This is a genomic window from Pedobacter suwonensis, from assembly GCF_900111825.1.
GTDB classification, from domain to species: Bacteria; Bacteroidota; Bacteroidia; order Sphingobacteriales; family Sphingobacteriaceae; genus Pedobacter; species Pedobacter suwonensis.
The window spans coordinates 38,746-58,136 of sequence record NZ_FOJM01000024.1; the positions used below are offsets into that span (position 1 = coordinate 38,746).

Annotated in this window: 21 protein-coding genes; 16 read left to right on the forward strand and 5 right to left on the reverse strand. The window is 38.6% G+C overall.

The genetic code is table 11. The annotated features are described in order from the left end of the window. Window positions 1-13: 13 nt before the first annotated feature. Genes BM107_RS23335 through BM107_RS23365 form a run of 8 tightly spaced genes read left to right on the forward strand, consistent with a single transcriptional unit; the run spans window position 14 to window position 6,855 of the window. Window positions 14-391, forward strand: coding sequence for an S-adenosylmethionine decarboxylase family protein (locus BM107_RS23335; RefSeq protein WP_244278898.1), 378 nt, complete (start codon window positions 14-16; stop codon window positions 389-391). Beyond that, window positions 388-1,704 carry a DUF4178 domain-containing protein gene (locus BM107_RS23340; RefSeq protein ID WP_090987892.1) on the forward strand — a complete coding sequence of 439 codons (1,317 nt, stop codon included), beginning with the start codon at window positions 388-390 and terminating at the stop codon, window positions 1,702-1,704. The genes BM107_RS23335 and BM107_RS23340 overlap by 4 nt, the downstream gene beginning before the upstream one ends. Then, entirely contained in the window at window positions 1,705-1,878 is a 174-nt protein-coding gene (locus BM107_RS24835; protein WP_159435308.1) for a hypothetical protein, read from the forward strand. It begins immediately after the preceding gene. A gap of 6 nt (window positions 1,879-1,884) precedes the next feature. Further along, window positions 1,885-2,109: a DUF350 domain-containing protein gene (locus BM107_RS23345; RefSeq protein ID WP_090987894.1), complete on the forward strand. Its 225-nt coding sequence runs from the start codon at window positions 1,885-1,887 to the stop codon at window positions 2,107-2,109. Between the two features lies 1 nt (window position 2,110). Beyond that, on the forward strand, window positions 2,111-3,622 hold the full coding sequence (locus tag BM107_RS23350; protein WP_090987897.1) for a polyamine aminopropyltransferase: 1,512 nt from the start codon (window positions 2,111-2,113) through the stop codon (window positions 3,620-3,622). Continuing rightward, a complete protein-coding gene (locus BM107_RS23355) occupies window positions 3,600-5,255 on the forward strand; it encodes an NAD(P)-binding protein (protein ID WP_090987898.1) in 1,656 nt (551 codons plus the stop codon). The genes BM107_RS23350 and BM107_RS23355 overlap by 23 nt, the downstream gene beginning before the upstream one ends. Continuing rightward, the gene (locus BM107_RS23360) at window positions 5,242-6,306 is read left to right on the forward strand and encodes a hypothetical protein (protein ID WP_090987901.1); all 1,065 of its coding nucleotides are present in this window, start codon (window positions 5,242-5,244) and stop codon (window positions 6,304-6,306) included. The genes BM107_RS23355 and BM107_RS23360 overlap by 14 nt, the downstream gene beginning before the upstream one ends. A gap of 48 nt (window positions 6,307-6,354) precedes the next feature. Next, complete coding sequence (locus BM107_RS23365) at window positions 6,355-6,855, forward strand: lipocalin family protein (protein WP_090987903.1); 501 nt, start codon at window positions 6,355-6,357, stop codon at window positions 6,853-6,855. A gap of 4 nt (window positions 6,856-6,859) precedes the next feature. On the opposite strand, the gene BM107_RS23370 is transcribed toward BM107_RS23365, so the two are convergent. From BM107_RS23370 to BM107_RS23385, 4 genes are all read right to left on the reverse strand, one after another. After that, window positions 6,860-7,258, reverse strand: a complete 399-nt coding sequence (locus tag BM107_RS23370; RefSeq protein WP_090987905.1) for a hypothetical protein — start codon at window positions 7,256-7,258, stop codon at window positions 6,860-6,862. A gap of 185 nt (window positions 7,259-7,443) precedes the next feature. Continuing rightward, a complete protein-coding gene (gldC, locus tag BM107_RS23375) occupies window positions 7,444-7,779 on the reverse strand; it encodes a gliding motility protein GldC (RefSeq protein WP_090987907.1) in 336 nt (111 codons plus the stop codon). A gap of 99 nt (window positions 7,780-7,878) precedes the next feature. Further along, the gene (locus BM107_RS23380; protein ID WP_090987909.1) at window positions 7,879-8,154 is read right to left on the reverse strand and encodes a hypothetical protein; all 276 of its coding nucleotides are present in this window, start codon (window positions 8,152-8,154) and stop codon (window positions 7,879-7,881) included. Beyond that, window positions 8,154-9,500, reverse strand: a complete 1,347-nt coding sequence (locus BM107_RS23385) for a DEAD/DEAH box helicase (protein ID WP_090987911.1) — start codon at window positions 9,498-9,500, stop codon at window positions 8,154-8,156. The genes BM107_RS23380 and BM107_RS23385 overlap by 1 nt, the downstream gene beginning before the upstream one ends. 189 nt (window positions 9,501-9,689) lie before the next feature. On the opposite strand from BM107_RS23385, the gene BM107_RS23390 reads away from it, so the two are divergent. From BM107_RS23390 to BM107_RS23405, 4 genes are read left to right on the forward strand one after another with little or no spacing between them, the layout of a single operon-like run. Continuing rightward, window positions 9,690-11,024: a dihydroorotase gene (locus tag BM107_RS23390; protein ID WP_090987913.1), complete on the forward strand. Its 1,335-nt coding sequence runs from the start codon at window positions 9,690-9,692 to the stop codon at window positions 11,022-11,024. A gap of 33 nt (window positions 11,025-11,057) precedes the next feature. Continuing rightward, window positions 11,058-11,258, forward strand: a complete 201-nt coding sequence (locus tag BM107_RS23395; RefSeq protein ID WP_090987915.1) for a DUF2683 family protein — start codon at window positions 11,058-11,060, stop codon at window positions 11,256-11,258. 31 nt (window positions 11,259-11,289) lie between these two features. Further along, window positions 11,290-11,550 (forward strand): Txe/YoeB family addiction module toxin, encoded by a 261-nt coding sequence (locus BM107_RS23400; RefSeq protein WP_090987917.1) that lies wholly within the window; start codon window positions 11,290-11,292, stop codon window positions 11,548-11,550. Between the two features lie 3 nt (window positions 11,551-11,553). Then, on the forward strand, window positions 11,554-12,645 hold the full coding sequence (locus tag BM107_RS23405) for a DUF3810 domain-containing protein (RefSeq protein WP_090987919.1): 1,092 nt from the start codon (window positions 11,554-11,556) through the stop codon (window positions 12,643-12,645). Window positions 12,646-12,793: 148 nt separating this feature from the next. Here the strand turns inward: BM107_RS23405 and miaE are convergent, their stop codons facing one another. After that, entirely contained in the window at window positions 12,794-13,375 is a 582-nt protein-coding gene (miaE, locus tag BM107_RS23410) for a MiaE family protein (RefSeq protein ID WP_090987922.1), read from the reverse strand. Between the two features lie 94 nt (window positions 13,376-13,469). Here miaE and BM107_RS23415 point away from each other — a divergent pair, with 94 nt between their 5' ends. The 4 genes from BM107_RS23415 to BM107_RS23430 all read left to right on the forward strand — a co-directional run bounded on the left by BM107_RS23415 (window position 13,470) and on the right by BM107_RS23430 (window position 18,642). Further along, window positions 13,470-14,696: a glycosyltransferase family 4 protein gene (locus BM107_RS23415; protein WP_090987924.1), complete on the forward strand. Its 1,227-nt coding sequence runs from the start codon at window positions 13,470-13,472 to the stop codon at window positions 14,694-14,696. A 301-nt stretch (window positions 14,697-14,997) separates the two neighbouring features. Continuing rightward, window positions 14,998-16,854, forward strand: coding sequence for a Fe-S protein assembly chaperone HscA (gene hscA / locus BM107_RS23420; RefSeq protein WP_090987926.1), 1,857 nt, complete (start codon window positions 14,998-15,000; stop codon window positions 16,852-16,854). A gap of 243 nt (window positions 16,855-17,097) precedes the next feature. After that, window positions 17,098-17,373: a hypothetical protein gene (locus tag BM107_RS23425; protein WP_090987928.1), complete on the forward strand. Its 276-nt coding sequence runs from the start codon at window positions 17,098-17,100 to the stop codon at window positions 17,371-17,373. Window positions 17,374-17,610: 237 nt separating this feature from the next. Beyond that, window positions 17,611-18,642 carry an Atu2307/SP_0267 family LLM class monooxygenase gene (locus tag BM107_RS23430; RefSeq protein ID WP_090987930.1) on the forward strand — a complete coding sequence of 344 codons (1,032 nt, stop codon included), beginning with the start codon at window positions 17,611-17,613 and terminating at the stop codon, window positions 18,640-18,642. Window positions 18,643-19,391 lie beyond the last annotated feature (749 nt).

The following is a 19,391-nucleotide window of genomic DNA, read 5'->3' on the forward strand; positions in this document are numbered from 1 at the left end:
TACTTTTTTAATTTTGAAAGATACCAAACGCTCAATGACCTATACCCCTGGATTACACATTTTAGCTGAATTTTCTTCCAAAAAAGCTGAACAACTTTGTTCTTATCAGGCTTGTAAAGCTATTTTTAACCAGCTAATTAACCAAAAAAACCTTGAAAAAGTTGGCGAAGTTTACCATAACTTTCCCAATGGAGGTTTTACAGCCGTTATCTGCCTAACAGAATCTCATTTATCCATCCATACCTGGCCAGAATTTAAACTGGCTAATTTCGACATTTTTTTATCTAATTACAAGAAAGACAATACCCAAAAAGTTAGGGAGATCTATGAAGCCGTACTTCACTTTTTTGAAGGCGAAGAGATACAGAAGACTGAAATTGTACGTGAATGAAAAAACCGGCTCAATCATTTTTCAAATTATCAGAAACAATTCCCTGCTCAGTATGCAAACAAAATATTGTTCTTTACGATTCAGCTAAGAGTGAGTACATCGCTTGTCCTTCATGTTATTCCTATTTACATATTGTTAACCAGGTAGAATGCAGGTTAAATAAAAAATTAAATCAGCCAGAAAAGGTTGTTGTATTGAAACTGGGTTCAACGGCAAACATACATGGTACTGACTTTCAGGTTATCGCCTATTTAGAAAAAAAGGAATCGAATACGATTTATGCCTGGCGGGAGTATATTTTAAACAGCCTTGAAAAGGGCTACGTTACTTTATCCGAATTTAACGGCCATTGGAATTTTATTGCAGGTAAGGAGTTTCTGACTGATTACAAACAGCCTACCAACTGCGGTCAAAATGTCAATTATAAAGATATTGAATACAAACTTTTTAACAAATACAGCCCCATAGTAACGGCTATGCTTGGCGAAGTGGATTGGGATGTTGTTAATGAGCGGGTCAAAGCTACCGAATATATTGCGCCACCATTTATGATTGTAAAGGAGGTGATGAATAAACCTAAACACTATACCGATTACTACATTGGCGAATACCTTAGCAGCGATGAAATTGCTACCGCATTCAATCTTGATAAAAGTAGTCTTCCGGAACAGATTGGTATAGGCGCCAACCAGCCATCTCAAGCTTATTACCGATGGATATCCTCTTTAAAAGCAACTTGTATTGCCACAATTGTAGTCTTACTTTTGCATGTGCTCTTTAGCGTAGTAAAACCAGAAAAGGAATTAATAAATGATAATTTTTTAATTACATACGATGCCAAGGCGGGTGCCGATGCTTTCAAACCCTTCATCACACCTTCATTTGTTATGGAAGATGAATCATCAAATATTGAATTTGACATTGCTTCTGGTGTTGACAACAACTGGCTGGAAACGACCATTGTATTGGTCAATGAGGCTAATAACCAAACCTGGGAAGTAAGCAAGGGAATAGAATATTACCATGGCATAGAAGATGGCGAAAGCTGGCAGGAAGGCTCAACCGAAGAATCGATTCTTCTATCCGATATACCCAAAGGCAAGTACCACTTAAATGTATATCCGTCATCCGGGTATACATACCGAAATAACTTGTTTATTAGGGCAACCGCAAACGTAAGCATGCTGCGCAATACATTGATTACAATAATGATACTTTGCCTATTCCCGGCAATTTGCTGGTATCTGATGCGGAATTATGAAAAAAGAAGATGGGATAACAGTGATTTTTCACCTTTTGTAAAAGCAGATTAAATGGATTTAAAACCAATTAAATATTACCTCATTCTGCTACTCATTATTTTGGGTTATTATGGCTATAGCGGCCTCCACGGGCATGCCTATTACCAAGACAAAGTAGAAAAAAACACCGACTTCAATGGAAACAAAAGCCATGGCGGCCATGTAAACAGATTTTACCATAAATAAAAAATTATGAGCTTAAACGAATTAATCAACATCAAGTACATTATTGCATCTTTGGTTTACTCTATATTGGGTATTGTTGTTCTTTTTATCGCCTTTTGGGTTATCGAGAAAATTACGCCCGAAAACCTCTGGAAAGAAATTCTGGAAAAACAAAATTTAGCCTTAGCCATTGTTTTTGCAGCCTTTGTTATTGCTATCGCGATTATTATAAGTTCAGCCATTCATAGCTAGCATGAACAAAAAGTTACCAGCACTTTTATTGATTTCAGTTTTTGTTGTAGCAACTTGTGGCTTAATTTACGAGTTAATAGCAGGCACACTGGCCAGCTACCTGCTTGGAGATTCGGTAACACAGTTTTCTACCATAATTGGAGTTTACCTATTTTCGATGGGTATAGGATCCTGGGTTTCTAAATATTTTAACAAAAATATCCTTTCCTGGTTTATACAGATTGAAATTCTGGTTGGATTGGTCGGCGGTTTTAGTTCAACTGTTTTATTCCTGGTTTTCGAGAGCATTGCCTCCTTCAGGATTGTGCTGTATGGCTTTGTAAGCTTAACCGGTATTCTTGTAGGTTTAGAAATCCCTTTACTGATGCGCATCCTCAAAGATCGGTATGAATTTAAAGACCTGGTCTCTAAAGTTTTTACTTTTGACTATATTGGTGCATTACTGGCTTCTTTAATTTTCCCATTGCTGCTCATTCCACATCTGGGCTTAGTAAAAACTGCCTATTTGTTTGGAATGCTCAATGTTGCTGTAGCATTGATTGTTTGCCTGAGCTTTAAAAGAGAGATTAAGGGTGCAAAATACCTGCAAGGCGGTTCTTTTATCAGTATGATCGCTTTACTTTCAGGTTTTATCTATGCCGACAAAATAACGAGTTTCTCAGAAAGTCAAACCTATAGTGATACCATTATTTACTCGAAAAGTACACCTTACCAGCGCATTATCCTGACCAAAAAAAATAAGGTTATTAGGCTTTTCCTAAACGGAAACCTTCAGTTTAGCTCTGACGATGAATACCGCTATCATGAAGCTTTGGTACATCCCGGATTACAGGCATTACCTTTTGCAAAACAAGTTTTGGTAATGGGCGGTGGGGATGGACTGGCCGTTAGAGAGATTTTAAGATATCCAAATGTGGATTCTGTAACCCTTGTTGATTTGGATAAGGGAATGACACGCCTCTTTCAGTCGAACAAAATTTTGCTGGGACTCAATAAAAATGCACTTCTATCGCCAAAGGTTAAAGTGATTAATGCTGATGCATTTAGTTGGGTGAAAGCGCAACGCAAGAAGTTTGATTTTATCGTGATTGATTTTCCCGACCCATCTAATTATGCTGTTGGGAAACTCTACACCAATGCATTTTATAAACTGGTTAAAGGCATCCTTGCTCCAAAAGGCTTAATCGTAGTCCAGTCTACCTCGCCCTTCGTTGCGCCAAAGTCTTTTTGGACGGTAAACAAAACTTTGGAAAGTGTGGGTTTGAAAACTATCCCTTATCATAATTATGTGCCTTCATTTGGCGAATGGGGCTATATTATGGCTACAGAGCCCGATAATTTATATAAAAAGCCGCTACAATACTTGCCAGACCTAAGATTTATTTCCAAAGAAAGCTTAGATTTAATGCTCTATTTTCCGAAAGATATGGGCAAGGTAGAAACTGAAGTAAATAAGCTTAATAACCAGATTCTGGTTAAGTATTTTGAAGATGAGTGGGCAAATGTTTTATAAGGATGAGTTCTCGGCCTATCTGAAGCGTCGCTCTTTTTTATTGAGGATCGGATTAATTACGGGCGGCATTTTTCTAAATAGCTGTTACAAAAAAATCAGGTCGGCTAAATATAACATCCAGGGTGCTTTGCAGGGCCCTGACGCCAACGCAGGTCATCTGTTACGTGATAAGCTTAAACTACCTTCGGCAAAGAATACAAGAAAAGTAAAAACGCTGATTGTTGGCAGCGGTATTTCAGGACTATCGGCCGGAAGATGGCTAAAAAAGAATGGCGAAACTGATTTCGAAATTCTGGAGCTCGAAAAACACATCGGCGGCAACTCCTATTTCGGAAGCAACAAAATAGCTTCATATCCCTTAGGTGCACATTATATCACCATAGCCAATAACGACGATGCTTTATTGATTGATTTTTTAAAGGAAATTGATGTGATCACGCATTTTGAGGGGCAGTTACCCTACTACAACGATTACTATTTAACTTTTGATCCTGAAGAAAGATTATTAATAAACGGCGCATGGCAGGAAGGTTTAATTCCGGATTTTGGTGTACCCATTGCCGATAAAAAGGAAGTCAGGCGTTTTTTAGCAGAGGTAGATCAGCTAAAAAACACCAGGGGTAACGATGGTAAATTTCTATTCAATATACCTTTAAATTCTTCTTCTACTGATGAAAACTACAGAAAACTGGATAAAATAACTTTTGAGGCTTATCTGAAAGAAAAGGGGTACCGTTCCAAATATCTGCTGTGGTATTTAAATTATGCCTGTAAAGATGATTATGGTCAAAAAATCAGTCATGTATCGGCTTGGGCCGGCCTACATTATTTTGCATCACGCAGAGGCATGGCAGCAAATGCAGCGCAAAATGCGATTTTAACATGGCCAGAAGGCAATGGCTGGATCATGAAAAAGCTTGCTGAACAGCTCAAAGCGCATATAAAAACCTCAAACCTGTGTTACGAATTAAAACCGATAAGCAATGGCAATACTTTAGTAACCGTATGGAATACGAAAACGCAGCTTACCGAAAATATTGAGGTTGAAAAAATTATTTTATGTGCTCCGCAGTTTGTAAACAACCGCTTGCTGGAAAATTTTAACCGCAATATTGATTATAAAGCTTTTAATTATTCTCCATGGCTCATTGCAAATATTACTACCAACGAATTACCGGAATCGAAAGGAGTAAGCCTTTGCTGGGATAATGTGGCCTACAATACCTCATCTGTTGGCTACGTAAATGCTGCGCAACAACATTTAAATCTTTCAGAAGATAAAAAGGTAATTACCTATTATCTCCCACTCTGCGATTTTGAACCTGCAATTGCCCGTTTAGCCGCATATTCCAGAAATTACGAACAGTGGCTTGATATCGTTATTCCAGAACTGGAAGTGATACATCCGGGAATTACCAAAGCCATTGAGACTATCGATTTTTGGGTATGGGGGCATGGTATGATCACTCCTGCTAAAGATTTTATCTGGAGTAAAAATCTGGAAAAAGCAAAGTTGCCCATCGATAATAAAATTTTCTTTGCCCATAGTGATTTAAGTGGAGTTTCAATTTTTGAAGAAGCTTTTCATCAAGGCATCAATGCCGCAAAACAAGTAATAAATGCCACATCATAATCAAAATCAGCCATGGTTAAATTCGCGGGTTAGCGATACTGTTTTCATCCTGTCACCTTCGTTTGTTTCTTTGCTGCTGGTGTTCCTTTTTCCATCACAATTTCAAAATACCGAAGGAATCCCTATAACCTATTGGGTATTTTTAATTGTTTTTATTGATGTTGCCCATGTCTACAGCACTTTGTACCGCACCTATTTTAACCCTGTTAATTTTAAAAAACAATATGCTTTACTCACTGCCATACCCCTATCCTGTTATATCGTAGGCATAATAATTTACCGCTTTGATGGCCTATGGTTTTGGAGAATTCTGGCCTATCTGGCCGTTTATCATTTCATCAGGCAACAATACGGATTTATGCGTTTATATTCCCGCAATGAGAAGGTTTCCCCTGCTGAGCGACTCGTCGATAAAGTAGCCATTTATACCGCAACATTGTACCCACTACTATTCTGGCATCTTAGCACGGCAAGACATTTCAATTGGTTTATAGAAGGCGACTTTTTTTCATTTAAAAATGATGCATTGCTAAAAGGTTCGGAGATTGTATATATGGCCATCATTGCAATCTACCTTGTTAAAGAGCTACTGACTACGATCAAGCGAAAATGGATGAATATCCCGCGAAATTTAATTGTAATCGGCACATTCCTGTCTTGGTATTTTGGTATTGTTTATTTTAATGGCGACATGGCCTTCACCACACTTAATGTAATTTCGCACGGTATTCCATACATGGCCTTGATCTGGTTTTTTGAAAAGATAAAAATAAACAAAACCACTATTAAATCTAAGATTATGACGCTCAGCTTTACGAAATGGGGAATATGTTACTTTCTGATCATTCTGATATCTTTGGCTTATTTAGAAGAAGGGTTGTGGGATGGATTAGTTTGGAGAGAACACCTGTCTGTATTTAAACCATTTTCTACTTTACCGCAAATTGGCAGTAGCGAACTGCTTTCCCTTATAGTTCCATTATTGGCATTACCACAGGCTACGCATTATGTGTTGGATGGTTTTATCTGGAAAGCGAAAAATAAATTCTGACAATCTGTTTTCCGGGTGCTTTCGTAAATCAAAACAAACCCTGCTGAGATGAAAACAATCTGCTCCATACTCTTTATTCTTTTCGCCCTTTTACCTATAGAAAAAAATGTCCCTATAGCCAAATTAGACTTAAAAAAATATGCAGGAACATGGTATTCATTATATTCTATCCCTACAATTTTTGATAAAGGCAGCAGGGAGACTACTACAAATTATACCTTAAATCAAAATGGCTATTATAACGTTGTAACCACTTACAAAAAGCCCGGGGATGAAAAGGTTTATTCCAGAACATCGAAGATGTTCCCATCAGAAAACGGTAGTAAAGGAGCATTACAGGTGCAATTTATCTGGCCGATCAAGGTAGACTATTGGATTATCGAGCTTGCAGCTGATTATTCCTATGTGGTAGTAGGTCATCCCGATCATCGATTTTTATTCATCATGAGCCGTAATCCGGAAATGCCGAAGAAAACCCATGATGAAATTGTGGCCAGGTGCAAAGCTAAAGGATACGATGTAGCTAAATTAACATCGCAATTGCATTAAAAACCTAAGCTGTTATTTTTTCTCCACGTTTAACACTAAAAAGCATCAATATAACGCCTACCAATAATACAATCCATCCCCACTGGAAATGGACCACTTTGCCGATCAGTTTATTCGCAAAACCATATTTAGTATAGTTATGAGCGGTAAAATAAACAGCAATAACAGCTAAAATATACCAGATAGCCATGATGAAACTCAAAAACCGGAATGCCCCAACTTTTCTGATAAAAAGGAATAACACCGAAATAGCGATGATGGCATATGTGATCAAAAATAAACGTGCATCAGATTGATATAAGTTCCAATTACCCTTGATTGGCACTTTCAACATTGGGCAGAAACCGGCAATAACGCATAACAAAATGCCTAACCAAGCCATGAATTTATTTAATACTAACATAGTTTTAAGATGCTTAATTTAATTTTAATAATTGAAAGGTTTACGAAATAAGGCAATGATTGATCACTAACTTGCATGGCAATTTTTTAATGACCAATGACCAATGACCAATGACCAATGACCAATGACCAATAAACCAATGCCCAATAAACCAATGCCCAATAAACCAATGACCAATAACCAGCCTACTGTCCTTCAATAATACCCATCTTATCAGCAAAGTGGGCGCAATAGTCGCGCAAGTCTTCTACAATCAGCGTTTCGCCTGTTGCCTTCAAAAAACTATCGCCCATGGTTTGCAGGGTTTCATAAAAAAAACGCTTCATTTCATCTACAGGCATGTCTTTTGTCCAAAGATCTATTTTTAATGTATTTTTATAATTATGATCCCAAACGGATAAAAACAAAGCCTTTGCAGGCACTTTATCAGCATTTCCTGAATCTGTACTTTCCCAAAGTATGTTCTCCGGATTGTTACCTTCATCTAACTCAACGGTTAGTTTTATTTCTGCTTTTTTCATATTTTCAAAATGGGTTTCACCGATAAACGGAATACACCAATTTACCGGTATTTTATTCGGGGCAAAGATGATGATTTTACCAAATACTTTGCTTTGATATTATAATAGTTTTTGTAATATTAACATCAATATTGCCGCAATAACGATGAATAACAGTTCTACCATCCAGATCCGCTTAATATCTTTTAAAGTAAAGCGAAAGATAAGATCTGTTACGAAAGTAACCAAAACCAGGCAACCCAGAATAAGCAAATAAAAGCCACTGAAGTTAATCTGCCCTGGTGCCGTACTTTTTTTAGAAAAAAGACCAGTAACCATTAAACCTAAGCCAATTGCACCAACAATGTTTAATGGCGTAACGCGAAGTTTAATCATTACTTTTTCTTATCAAAACGTTTACCCTTTTTAAAACTTTTAACTGCCTTACCCGCCTTTGCCTTAGCTTTATCCCTGGCCTTCTGTTCTATGGCTTTTGCGTTTTTCTTTTCATGGAAGGCTCCCTTAAAGTCAGGATCTTCCTTGCGTTTCTGCAGATCAATCTCTTTTGCGATCTGCTGGCGCTCTTCATAGGAGGTTTCCTCTATAAAAACCCCCTGCGGGATGGCTGCAACCGGGATGGACTGACGGATGAGCTTTTCAATTTTACGTACGTAGTATTTTTCGCCTTCAGTAGCAAAAGTTATGGCGTCGCCCTTGGCAAAAGCCCTGCCGGTACGGCCAATACGGTGTACATAATCCTCAATGATAATGGGTACATCAAAATTGATCACATGACTTACATCACTTACATCAATACCCCTACTGGCTACATCTGTGGCGACCAGAAACCTTACATTTCCTTCTTTAAAGCTATTAATGGAATTGATTCTGGTATTTTGACCTTTATTGGCGTGGATTACACGAACATGATCAGCACCATATTTACGTTCAATAAAACTAAAAATATTATCCGCAACTGTTTTGGTTTTACAGAAAATGATTAAACGTGTAAATGCCTCATCATTCTTCAGTAAATGTTGCAATAAATTCAATTTCGTTTTAAAATTCGGAACATCATACAGGGTTTGGCTTACATTAGCTGCAGGAGTTGCCTGTTGTGCCGTTTCGACAACAGTTGGATTTTTCAGGAAATCGCCGGCAATTTTTTGAACCAAATCGCTCATGGTTGCCGAAAACAGTAAATTTTGGCGCTTTCGCGGTACAACTTCCAAAATGCGATGTATAGAGCCAATAAAACCCATGTCCATCATTTTATCGGCCTCATCCAGCACCAGAAACTTTAAGCTTTGCGTATTGATATCGCCGGCCAGGTATAACTCAAGGAAACGGCCGGGTGTAGCGATCAGAATATCGACACCTTTTGCCAATTGTTCTTTTTGTGTTTTAGGGCCAATGCCACCAAAAATTACTAATGAACGCAGATCGGTATAAGTAGAGAACAGTTTTACCTGTTCTTCAATCTGCATAGCCAGTTCGCGTGTTGGCGATAGGATCAAAGCACGTATATTGTCGCCCTGCGCATATTTAAGCTGCATTAAAATCGGCAGTACGAACGCAGCAGTTTTTCCGGTTCCGGTTTCGGCAATACCAAAAATATCCTGACCGGACAATATGGGTGCAATTGCTTTTTCCTGTATCGGCGTTGCAACGGTGTAACCCGCATCGGCCACAGCATTTAAAATTTGCCTGTTTAACTTAAATTCTTCGAACGGTTTCGCCATAGCGTACAAAGATAGTGATTAAGGTTGAGGGTTTGAAGGTGTAAGGCAGAAGGTTTAAATCAAACCTGACTGAAAGCGCATATCTAAAGGATACGGAGGTTAGTTTATTAACCGTGTTGACATATAAACCCGTCCTAATTTCTCAAATCTCCTATCTAACTTCTCAAATCTATTTTTACCTTTGAAACCATGAATACTTACCTGATAAAAGCTGCCACCATTGTAAATGAAGGACAAAAAATTGTAGCCGATGTTTTAATTAAAGATGGATTGATCGATAAAATCGGACAGAATCTTGCTGCGCCCGGTGCACAGGAAATTAATGCCGAAGGTCAGTATCTTTTACCAGGTATGATTGATGACCAGGTGCACTTCCGCGAGCCTGGACTTACGCACAAAGCCGATATTTTTACCGAAAGCATGGCTGCTGTTGCCGGAGGGATTACTTCTTTTATGGAGATGCCCAACACCGTACCCAATACCTTAACGCAGGAATTGCTTGCAGATAAATATGACATTGCCGCGCAAACTTCTCTGGCCAATTATTCTTTTTACATGGGGGCCAGTAACGATAATATTGAGGAGGTTTTAAAAACCGATCCGAAAAATGTTTGCGGAATTAAGGTTTTCATGGGTTCATCTACCGGGAATATGCTGGTTGATAATGAAAAAACATTAGAAAACATCTTTAGCAAAGCACCGATATTGGTGGCAACACACTGTGAGGATGAGGCAACTATCCGTCATAACCTAGCGGAGTATAAGGCTAAGTACGGTGATGACTTAACCATTGAGATGCACCCATTGATCCGGAGTGCAGAAGCCTGCTATAAATCGTCTTCGCTGGCCGTAGAGCTGGCTAAACGCTACCAAACACGTTTACACATCCTTCATATTTCGACCGCTAAAGAAATTTCGTTATTCGACAATACCATTCCATTAAAAGATAAAAAAATTACCGCCGAAGCCTGCATACACCACCTTTGGTTTAATGATAAAGATTATGCTTCAAAAGGAAATTTCATCAAATGGAATCCTGCAGTAAAAACCGAAGATGATCAGAAAGGAGTTTTAGCTGGTGTTTTGAATGATCACATCGATGTTATTGCTACAGATCATGCTCCGCACACCTTAGCTGAAAAGCAACAGGCTTATGCGCAGGCCCCTTCGGGTGGCCCGTTGGTACAACATGCTTTACCGGCTTTATTGGAAATGCATTTACAGGGTAAGATCTCTTTAGAAAAAATTGTCGAAAAAACGGCGCACAGCCTGGCCATTTGCTTTGATATCGAAAAGCGGGGCTTTATCCGTGAAAGTTACTGGGCTGATTTGGTGCTGGTTGACCTGAATGATCCCTGGAAAGTAACCAAACTGAATAATTTCTACAAATGCGGCTGGAGCCCTTTTGATGGCGATACTTTTAAAGCCAGTATTACGCACACTTTTGTATCTGGTAACCTCGCTTATGTTAAAGGCAAATTCACTACCGACCAGATTGGCAAGCGTTTAACATTTACCAGATAGATTTGTTATATTTGTATTTCACAATGAACCAACATGGAAACATTAATAGTACATCCAAAAAATAAAGAACAACTATCCGCTCTAAAGGCATTTATAAAAGCCTTGAAGATTGATTTCACTACCGAGAAAAGCACTTATAATCCAGAATTTGTTGAGAAAGTTCTAAGAGGAGTAAATGCCAGAAAAGCTGGAAAACATGGACATAAAATTGATGTTGACACGATGTGGAAATAATATAAGCCATTTTATTTAACCTGGTAATTGTATGCAAATAGAATTACATGAGCAAGCAATTACTGATTTAGAATTTTGGAAGAAATCAGGTAATAAGGCCGTTCAGAAAAAAATACAGAAATTAATCCTATCAATTCAAGAAAATCCCTTCATGGGTATTGGTAAGCCAGAACAATTAAAACACGATTTATCTGGGCAATGGTCTAGAAGCATAAATTCAGAGCACAGAATTATTTACGATGTAATAGACGATATTTTAAACATCTATTCTTTAAGAGGTCACTACAAATAATTAATGGCAACCCGTTCATTATCATTAAAATCCCCTATTATTTTTGGAATAGCCATTACTATCTACTTATTCGGCTTCTTTCCTTCCCTTGTCCAAAAATATTATTCAACAGGTTTTTATCCTTACATTTCTTCAGCTTTAAGGTTTATATCAGGTATTTTCCCTTTTGCTATCGGCGACCTAATTTATATTTTACTTATTGGCTTTATACTGTATAAAATTATTAGATTTTACAAAAGGCGTCAATCCTTAAAAAAACGCGATATAATTATTATTTCCTTACAGATTTCAAACTTTTGTTTAATACTTTATATCGTTTTCAAAATAGTTTGGGGTTTAAACTATAGCCGGCCAAGCATAAGAGAAGAATTGGGAATTGGCAACGAAAAGTATAGTGCTAAAGAACTGGTAGTTCTGGGCAATTATTTTGTTGATAAAACCAACAGCTTAAAATTGATGCAAGTTAAATTGCCTGCTTACACAATTAATGAGCTCGAATCTAAATCTGCAGCAGCGTATTCAATTATGACGAAAAGAAACAAGGTATTCAGGTATAATAATCCTTGTTTAAAGGCCGTTTTAAATTCTTGGATAATCAGTAAAATTGGCATTGAGGGTTATTATGCCCCCCTTTCAGGTGAAGCCAATATGAACATGAATTTGCCTGATTTTGTTAAACCTTACGTTTCCTGCCATGAAATTGCCCACCAGCTTGGTATTGCTTACGAAGATGAAGCCAATCTTTTAGGCTACCTAACGGCAAGCAATAGCCCTGATTTGAATTACCAGTATTCAGCCAATTATGAAATGCTCAGGTATATTCTTTTCGAAATCAGAATGAAATCGCCAGATGACTACAAAATATTACACGATAGGCTCTTGCCGCAGGTTTTAGCCGATTTTAAGACAGAAAAAGAATTCTGGCGCAAATACAACGGTGATATGTTCGGTTATATGGACGCCGCTTTCGATCGTTTCTTAAAATTGAATAACCAGCAGAAAGGCATTGATAGCTATCAGGATATTGTGATCTGGCTGTGGAATATTTATAAGTCAGAAAGTCTGAGGTCCGAAAGTCGGAAGACTGAGCGATAAAAGGCATTCCATTTTTATTTATAAAACTCAGTTAGCGGTTATAAATAACAGTTGTCTTTTTAATATAGTCCACTCTAAAACTGAAAATGAGTAGTTAACATTAAGCATAGCCAATTGGAAATTGTTTAACTACCAACTGAAAACTGATCTAGCCGTGTATCGCCTCCTTTGTACCAAAACTCTGAATCAGTTCTCCTTCAAAATCAAGCCACTCTTTCCAGCGTTTATCCACATCCACATCAGTACTATATTTACGGGCAAAGTTTAAGAATGTGGTGTAATGGCCTGCTTCCGAAACCATCAATTCATGGTAAAATTTAGCCAGTTCTTTATCCTGAATGTTTAAAGAAAGCACCCGGAAACGTTCGCAACTTCGGGCTTCAATCATGGCCGCAAACAAAAGCCTGTCGATAAAAGCCTGGTTACGGCTGCCGTCTTTTTTACTGAATTTCACCAGTCTGCCTACATAATCATCTTTACGTTCGCGGCTTAACGTATAGCCACGTTCTTTAATGATATTGATCACCATTTGAAAGTGCTGCATTTCTTCAATGGCAATAGCCGTTAACTCATCAACCAGTTCCTGATGCTCTGAATTTTGTGTAATTAATGTAATGGCATTACTCGCGGCTTTTTGTTCGCACCAGGCATGGTCAGATAAAATCTCTTCTAAATTCGATTCCGCAATATTTGCCCAACGCGGGTCTGTCAATAATTTTAATCCTAACATCCGATGCTTTGTAATTGAGCTGCAAAATTAGAAATAATCGGCACGGTTTTAAAATTGTGAGCTAAAAACCATTTATTTTGCAGAAAATTAAATCATGACCACAAAGAAATTATTAATTATTGGAATGGTTTGGCCCGAACCCGGATCGTCGGCAGCAGGCACAAGAATAGTCCAATTGATTGATTTATTTCTGGCTAATGGCTATCAGGTCACTTTTGCTTCGGCAGCATCAAAAAGCGAATTCAGTTATGATTTTAGCTATACAACAGTTACTGAACAGGAAATTAAGTTAAACGACGAAAGCTTCAATACTATTTTAAAAGCGCTTAACCCTGATATTGTGCTGTTCGATCGTTTTATGATTGAAGAACAATACGGCTGGCGCGTACAGCAGGAATGCCCGGGTGCCTTGCGCATTTTAGATACCGAAGACCTTCATTTTTTACGGCAGGCCCGACAACAAAGCACCAAAAAGCAGGAAGCAATAAACCTGTTTTCAGATATTGCCAAACGCGAAATTGCAGCCATCCTCCGCTGTGATCTGTCTTTGATTATTTCGGAAGCAGAGATAAAGCTGCTCCAGGAAAAGTTTAAAATTGATCCGGGCTTACTGTATTATCTGCCTTTTTTGGAGCAGCAAATTACTGCAGACATGACCCGAAAATGGATTCCATTTGCAGACAGGGCCGATTTTGTTTTCATTGGAAATTTTCTACATGAGCCCAACTGGCACACCTTGCAAACCTTAAAAACCAAAGTATGGCCTTTGCTTCGGAAAAAACTGCCCGAAGCCAGCTTGAACATTTACGGAGCCTATCCTACACAAAAGGTATGGCAGCTTGAAAATAAAGCAGAGCGATTTTTCATTAGAGGTAGGGCCGCAAACGCAAAGGAAACTATTGCAAAACACAAAATTTTGCTTGCACCGATCCAGTTTGGTGCTGGGGTTAAAGGCAAATTTATTGATGCCATGCTAACCGGCACACCATCGGTAACCACAACTATTGGCGCCGAAGCCATGAAAGGCAGCCTGGCCTGGAATGGCTTTATTGAAGATGATTTGACTCGATTTGTCGAGAAAGCGGCTCAACTTTACCAGCACCAATCCGAATGGCAGGCGGCACAACAACAGGGCATCAAAATTATCAATGAACGTTATGCTATTGCTGTTTTTGCTGATCCTTTTATCCAGAAAGTAAACGAATTGCTCTCAGGCTTAATTAAACACCGCCAAAACAACTTCATTGGCCAGATTTTAAACCACCATACCCTTCAAAGTACAAAGTACATGAGCCTTTGGATTGAAGAGAAAAATAAATAAGTTGGAAGTCTGGAAGTCGGAGGTCCGATGATATAGGAGCTGAAAATATTGACATTTTAAATCCTTTTATGTTCTTAAACGCCTTAAATGGTAAACAAAGCTAGGTCCGGAAGTTGAAGATCAGAGGTGCATAGATATAACGGTATAAACCTTCAATTCACAACTTAAAAAACTCCGAACTCCCAACCAATAACACGCCTAGCCTTCCGACTTTGTCTCCAAACTCCCGACTAAAAAACTATTGACTTTTAAAAAACATTCAGGTTCTGAAACCTAGGAACAATATTGTAAATTTGCGGCTATGGCAAAAATATCGATTAACCTTGCTACAGGTTCGTTTCAAAAGGAAGAAATTATCGTCGGAATAGATTTAGGTACCACCAACAGTTTGGTTGCGTTTATTAACCCTGATAAAAATCCTAAGGTGATTAACGATTCGGGCAAGGGCGTATTGGTGCCATCAGTAGTTTATTTCAATAATCAGAACGAAGCCGTTGTAGGTAACGAGGCAAAGGAATTTTTAACTACTGACCCCTCTAACACCATATTTTCTGTTAAAAGACTACTAGGACGTTCGTATAAAGATGTAGCCGATCACGCCGCTACTTTTTCGTACAAAATTATTGATGATGATACCGATGCATTGGTAAAAATTCAGGCCGGAAACCGTTTCTATACCCCGATTGAATTATCTGCCGAAATATTAAAAGAGCTAAAAGCCAGGGCCGAACATGCGCTAAAAACACCAGTGAACAGGGCTGTAATCACTGTTCCGGCTTATTTTAACGATAGCCAGCGCCAGGCCACCCGCGATGCCGGAAAACTGGCAGGTTTAGATGTGATGCGCATTGTTAACGAACCCACTGCGGCCAGCTTGGCTTATGGGATTGGTTTAGACCCTACACAGCAGAAAACCATTGCCGTTTACGATTTAGGAGGAGGTACTTTTGACGTTTCCATCCTACAGATTCAAAACGGTATTTTTGAAGTGTTGGCTACCAACGGAAATACCTATTTGGGCGGCGATGATTTTGACCGGGCCATTTTAGATTACTGGCTCGCCCAGAATAAACTTGATGTAACGGCGCTGGCTCAGAATAACATTTTGATGCAAACACTAAGGCTACAGGCCGAGGCAGCAAAAAAAGCATTATCGAACCAAAATTTATATAATGAACAGGTAGGCGAAATCTGGTGTACACTTGATAAGCAAACTTTTGAGCAATTGATTGCTGCGAAAGTAGAGGAAACGATTACAGCCTGTAAAAATGCATTAAAAGATGCAGATTTAACATCTGCTGATATAGATGAGGTCATTTTAGTCGGCGGTTCTACCCGTACACCTTATGTAAAGCAGGCAGTCGAAAATTTCTTCGGCAAAAAACCTCAGGATGATATTAACCCTGATGAAGTAGTAGCCTTAGGTGCGGCCATCCAGGCTGATGTATTGGCCGGAAACCGATCAGATATCTTACTGCTTGATGTAACCCCGCTTTCTTTAGGTATCGAAACCATGGGTGGGTTAATGGATGTCATTATTGCACGCAATAGCAAAGTGCCAACCAAAGCTGGCAGGCAGTATACCACTTCAGTTGATGGCCAGGTAAACATGAAAATTTCCGTTTACCAGGGCGAACGCGATCTGGTTAAAGAAAACCGTAAGCTTGCTGAGTTCGATTTAAAGGGAATTCCGGCTATGCCCGCAGGTTTACCTAAAGTAGATATCAATTTCCTGCTTAACGCAGATGGTATATTAACCGTACAGGCAATTGAATTACGTTCTGGGGTAAAACAAGAGATCGAAATAACGCCAAGCTACGGCTTAAGTGACGACACCGTTGAGAAAATGCTTTTAGACAGCATTGAGCACGCACAAAGCGATGTACAACAAAGGATGTTGATTGAAGCCAGAAGTGAGGGTGAGCAATTGCAGTATACAGCTGAGCGCTTCATAGAAAAACATGCGGAGCATTTAACCGAAGCAGAAATAGCTGAAACGAAAACACATATCGAAGCGCTTAAAACGGCTTTGACCACTCAGGATAAGGATACAATCCTTAAAAAAGCAGATGAACTGAATGAATTTACCCGCCCTTTTGCCGAGCGTGTAATGGATGCTGCTATTTCCACTGCGATGAAAGGCAAGAAGATAGAGTAGTTTTCAGCTCGCGGTAGGCAGTTTTCGGTTTTTAATTAGCAGTTGGCAATTTCGATACGTCATTCTGAACTCGTTTCAGAATCTTTTTGGGTATAGGTTGATATTGATCTTATGTTCCTTAATGGCTTAAACCTGCGAAGATTCTCACACGATGGAATCCTGGATTTCCTGAAAACAAGCAAAGTAATTGATGAAGTTTATAGTGGATTGAGTTCTTTGAAGTTGCAATAAATATTGTTGGATATGGTTAAATCGATCAAAGTTAAAGATAATGGAAACATATTTATGATGATTTATATCTTCAGCATTTTTCCATTGTTCTTTGTTGCACCAATATTTATGTTTGATCTGAGTTATGTTCAATCAGCTATAATTTCAATGTCCATATTAACTATATTCTTTATTTTCTACTTTAAAAACCTAATCGCCAGGCAGGATGAATACGCCATTATTGCGGATGAGAATGAAATCACCTTACTAAACCAGGAACCTTTAAATGGAGTGAAGTTAAGCTTATAAAAGCATTTGAAGAGTCGTTTGGACGCAGAAGCTATTCTTACCTCAATATCGTTTTGGAAAATGGCAAAAAATTTAAGATAGAATCCACAAATTTTGATTATCCCAATCAAGAGCTCGAAACCATTTTAAATACTTTGGGCAAATTGACCGTTTAATATTCAATTCAACTTTTTTCTTACCATACATCAAAAAGCGACAAACACAAACACCTTACTTTTGTTAAAATTATTTAACAATATGGAATTAGGTATCGGAATGTTTGGCGATTTGCAGATCAATGCAAAAGGAGAAATTCAACCCGCACAGCAAAGGCTTCAGGAAATTATAGCAGAAATAAAACTAATGGACGAAGTTGGTTTGGATTTCTACGGCATTGGCGAACATCATCGCCCTGATTATGCCGTATCCAGTCCCGAAATTATACTCGCCGCTGCAGCTACGGTAACCAAAAATATCAAATTAAGCAGTGCCGTTTCCGTTTTAAGTTCATCTGATCCGGTTAAATTATACCAAAACTTTGCAACCATCGATTTAATTTCAAACGGAAGAGCCGAATTAATGGCTGGCCGTGGAAGTTTTATTGAATCTTTTCCGCTATTCGGCTATAACCTGCAAGATTATGATGAACTTTATGAAGAAAAGCTCGAATTGCTTCTTAAAATAAACAAGGAACCTAAAATCAGCTGGAAAGGTAAATTCAGGCCAGAATTGAATAACCAGGAAGTTTTACCAAGGCCTGTAAATAACAATTTAAAGATTTGGGTAGCCGTTGGTGGAACGCCAGAATCAGTAGAACGTGCCGGCAGATTGGGACTACCCGTAATGTTTGCCATTATCGGAGGCCAGCCTATACAGTTTAAACCACTTTTTGATTATTACAAAAAAGTTTACCAGGCCTATGGACATGATATGAACAAGTTTGAAGTGGGCGTGCATATGCATTCTTTATTTGGCGAAAACAGTAATGAAATTGCAGATTATTATTACCCGCTTTATTCAGCACAGATGAACCGCATTGGCCGGTCGCGTGGTTGGGCGCCTTACCAACGCAATCAGTTTAATGGCGGCCGAGGCAGTAGCGGAGCGCTAATTATTGGCGATGCAAATGAATCGGTAGATAAAATTCTCGCCATGAAAGAAACCTTTGGTTTAACCCGTTTCTCTGCACATATGGATGTTGGCGGACCATCTCATAACGCAATGATGAAGTCAATAGAAATATTTGGGACAAAAATTGCCCCGGAAGTGAGAAAAGCACTGAAGAAATAAATAGCCGGTGTAGTTTTACACCGAACTGATTTTGCCTCAAAGGAATTAGGGTAGTCAGATTTAATAATCTTGATGTTTTTGAATCTGAAGAGCTGGTTTGAGAAGTGATTAGAAGCCATTTTAAAAACAAATAACCACCCCCAACCCCTCCTTGGTAAGGAGGGGAGCTACCACATCAAGTAAATTGTATGCATTTTCTGCATACAAATTGAACTTTATATCCATTTGATCAAGAGTAGAAATACTTCATCTTATAAGAATATCTAATACCTCCTAAATACAAACCTGAGCACTATAAATTTATCTTGACCACCCCCGGCCCCTCCTTATCATGGGGGAGCTAACTCACCCAGTAAAATACATACAGAAAATGCATACCAAAAATTAAACAGTACATACATCTGATCAAGAAAATAACTACTTAATCATACAGAAACATAGCCAGTTCCTCCCAACTACAAACCTTAACACTCACAACCAATTTGGCCAAAGCAATTCCTACTCCCCTCCTATTTTAGGAGGGGTAAGGGGTAGTAAACTGAATAAATTAATTTCGAAAAAGTTAAAAAATTAATACAGTCACCTAGCAAATAATGTTAACTGAGAGAAGAACTACTTTATCTAATAAAAATATAGCCAGCGCCTACTGATTATAAACTTAAGCACTCTAAACTTACTTTGACCACCCCCAGCCCCTCCTTATCAAGGAGGGGAGCTGACTCACCCAGTAAATTACATACAGAAAATGC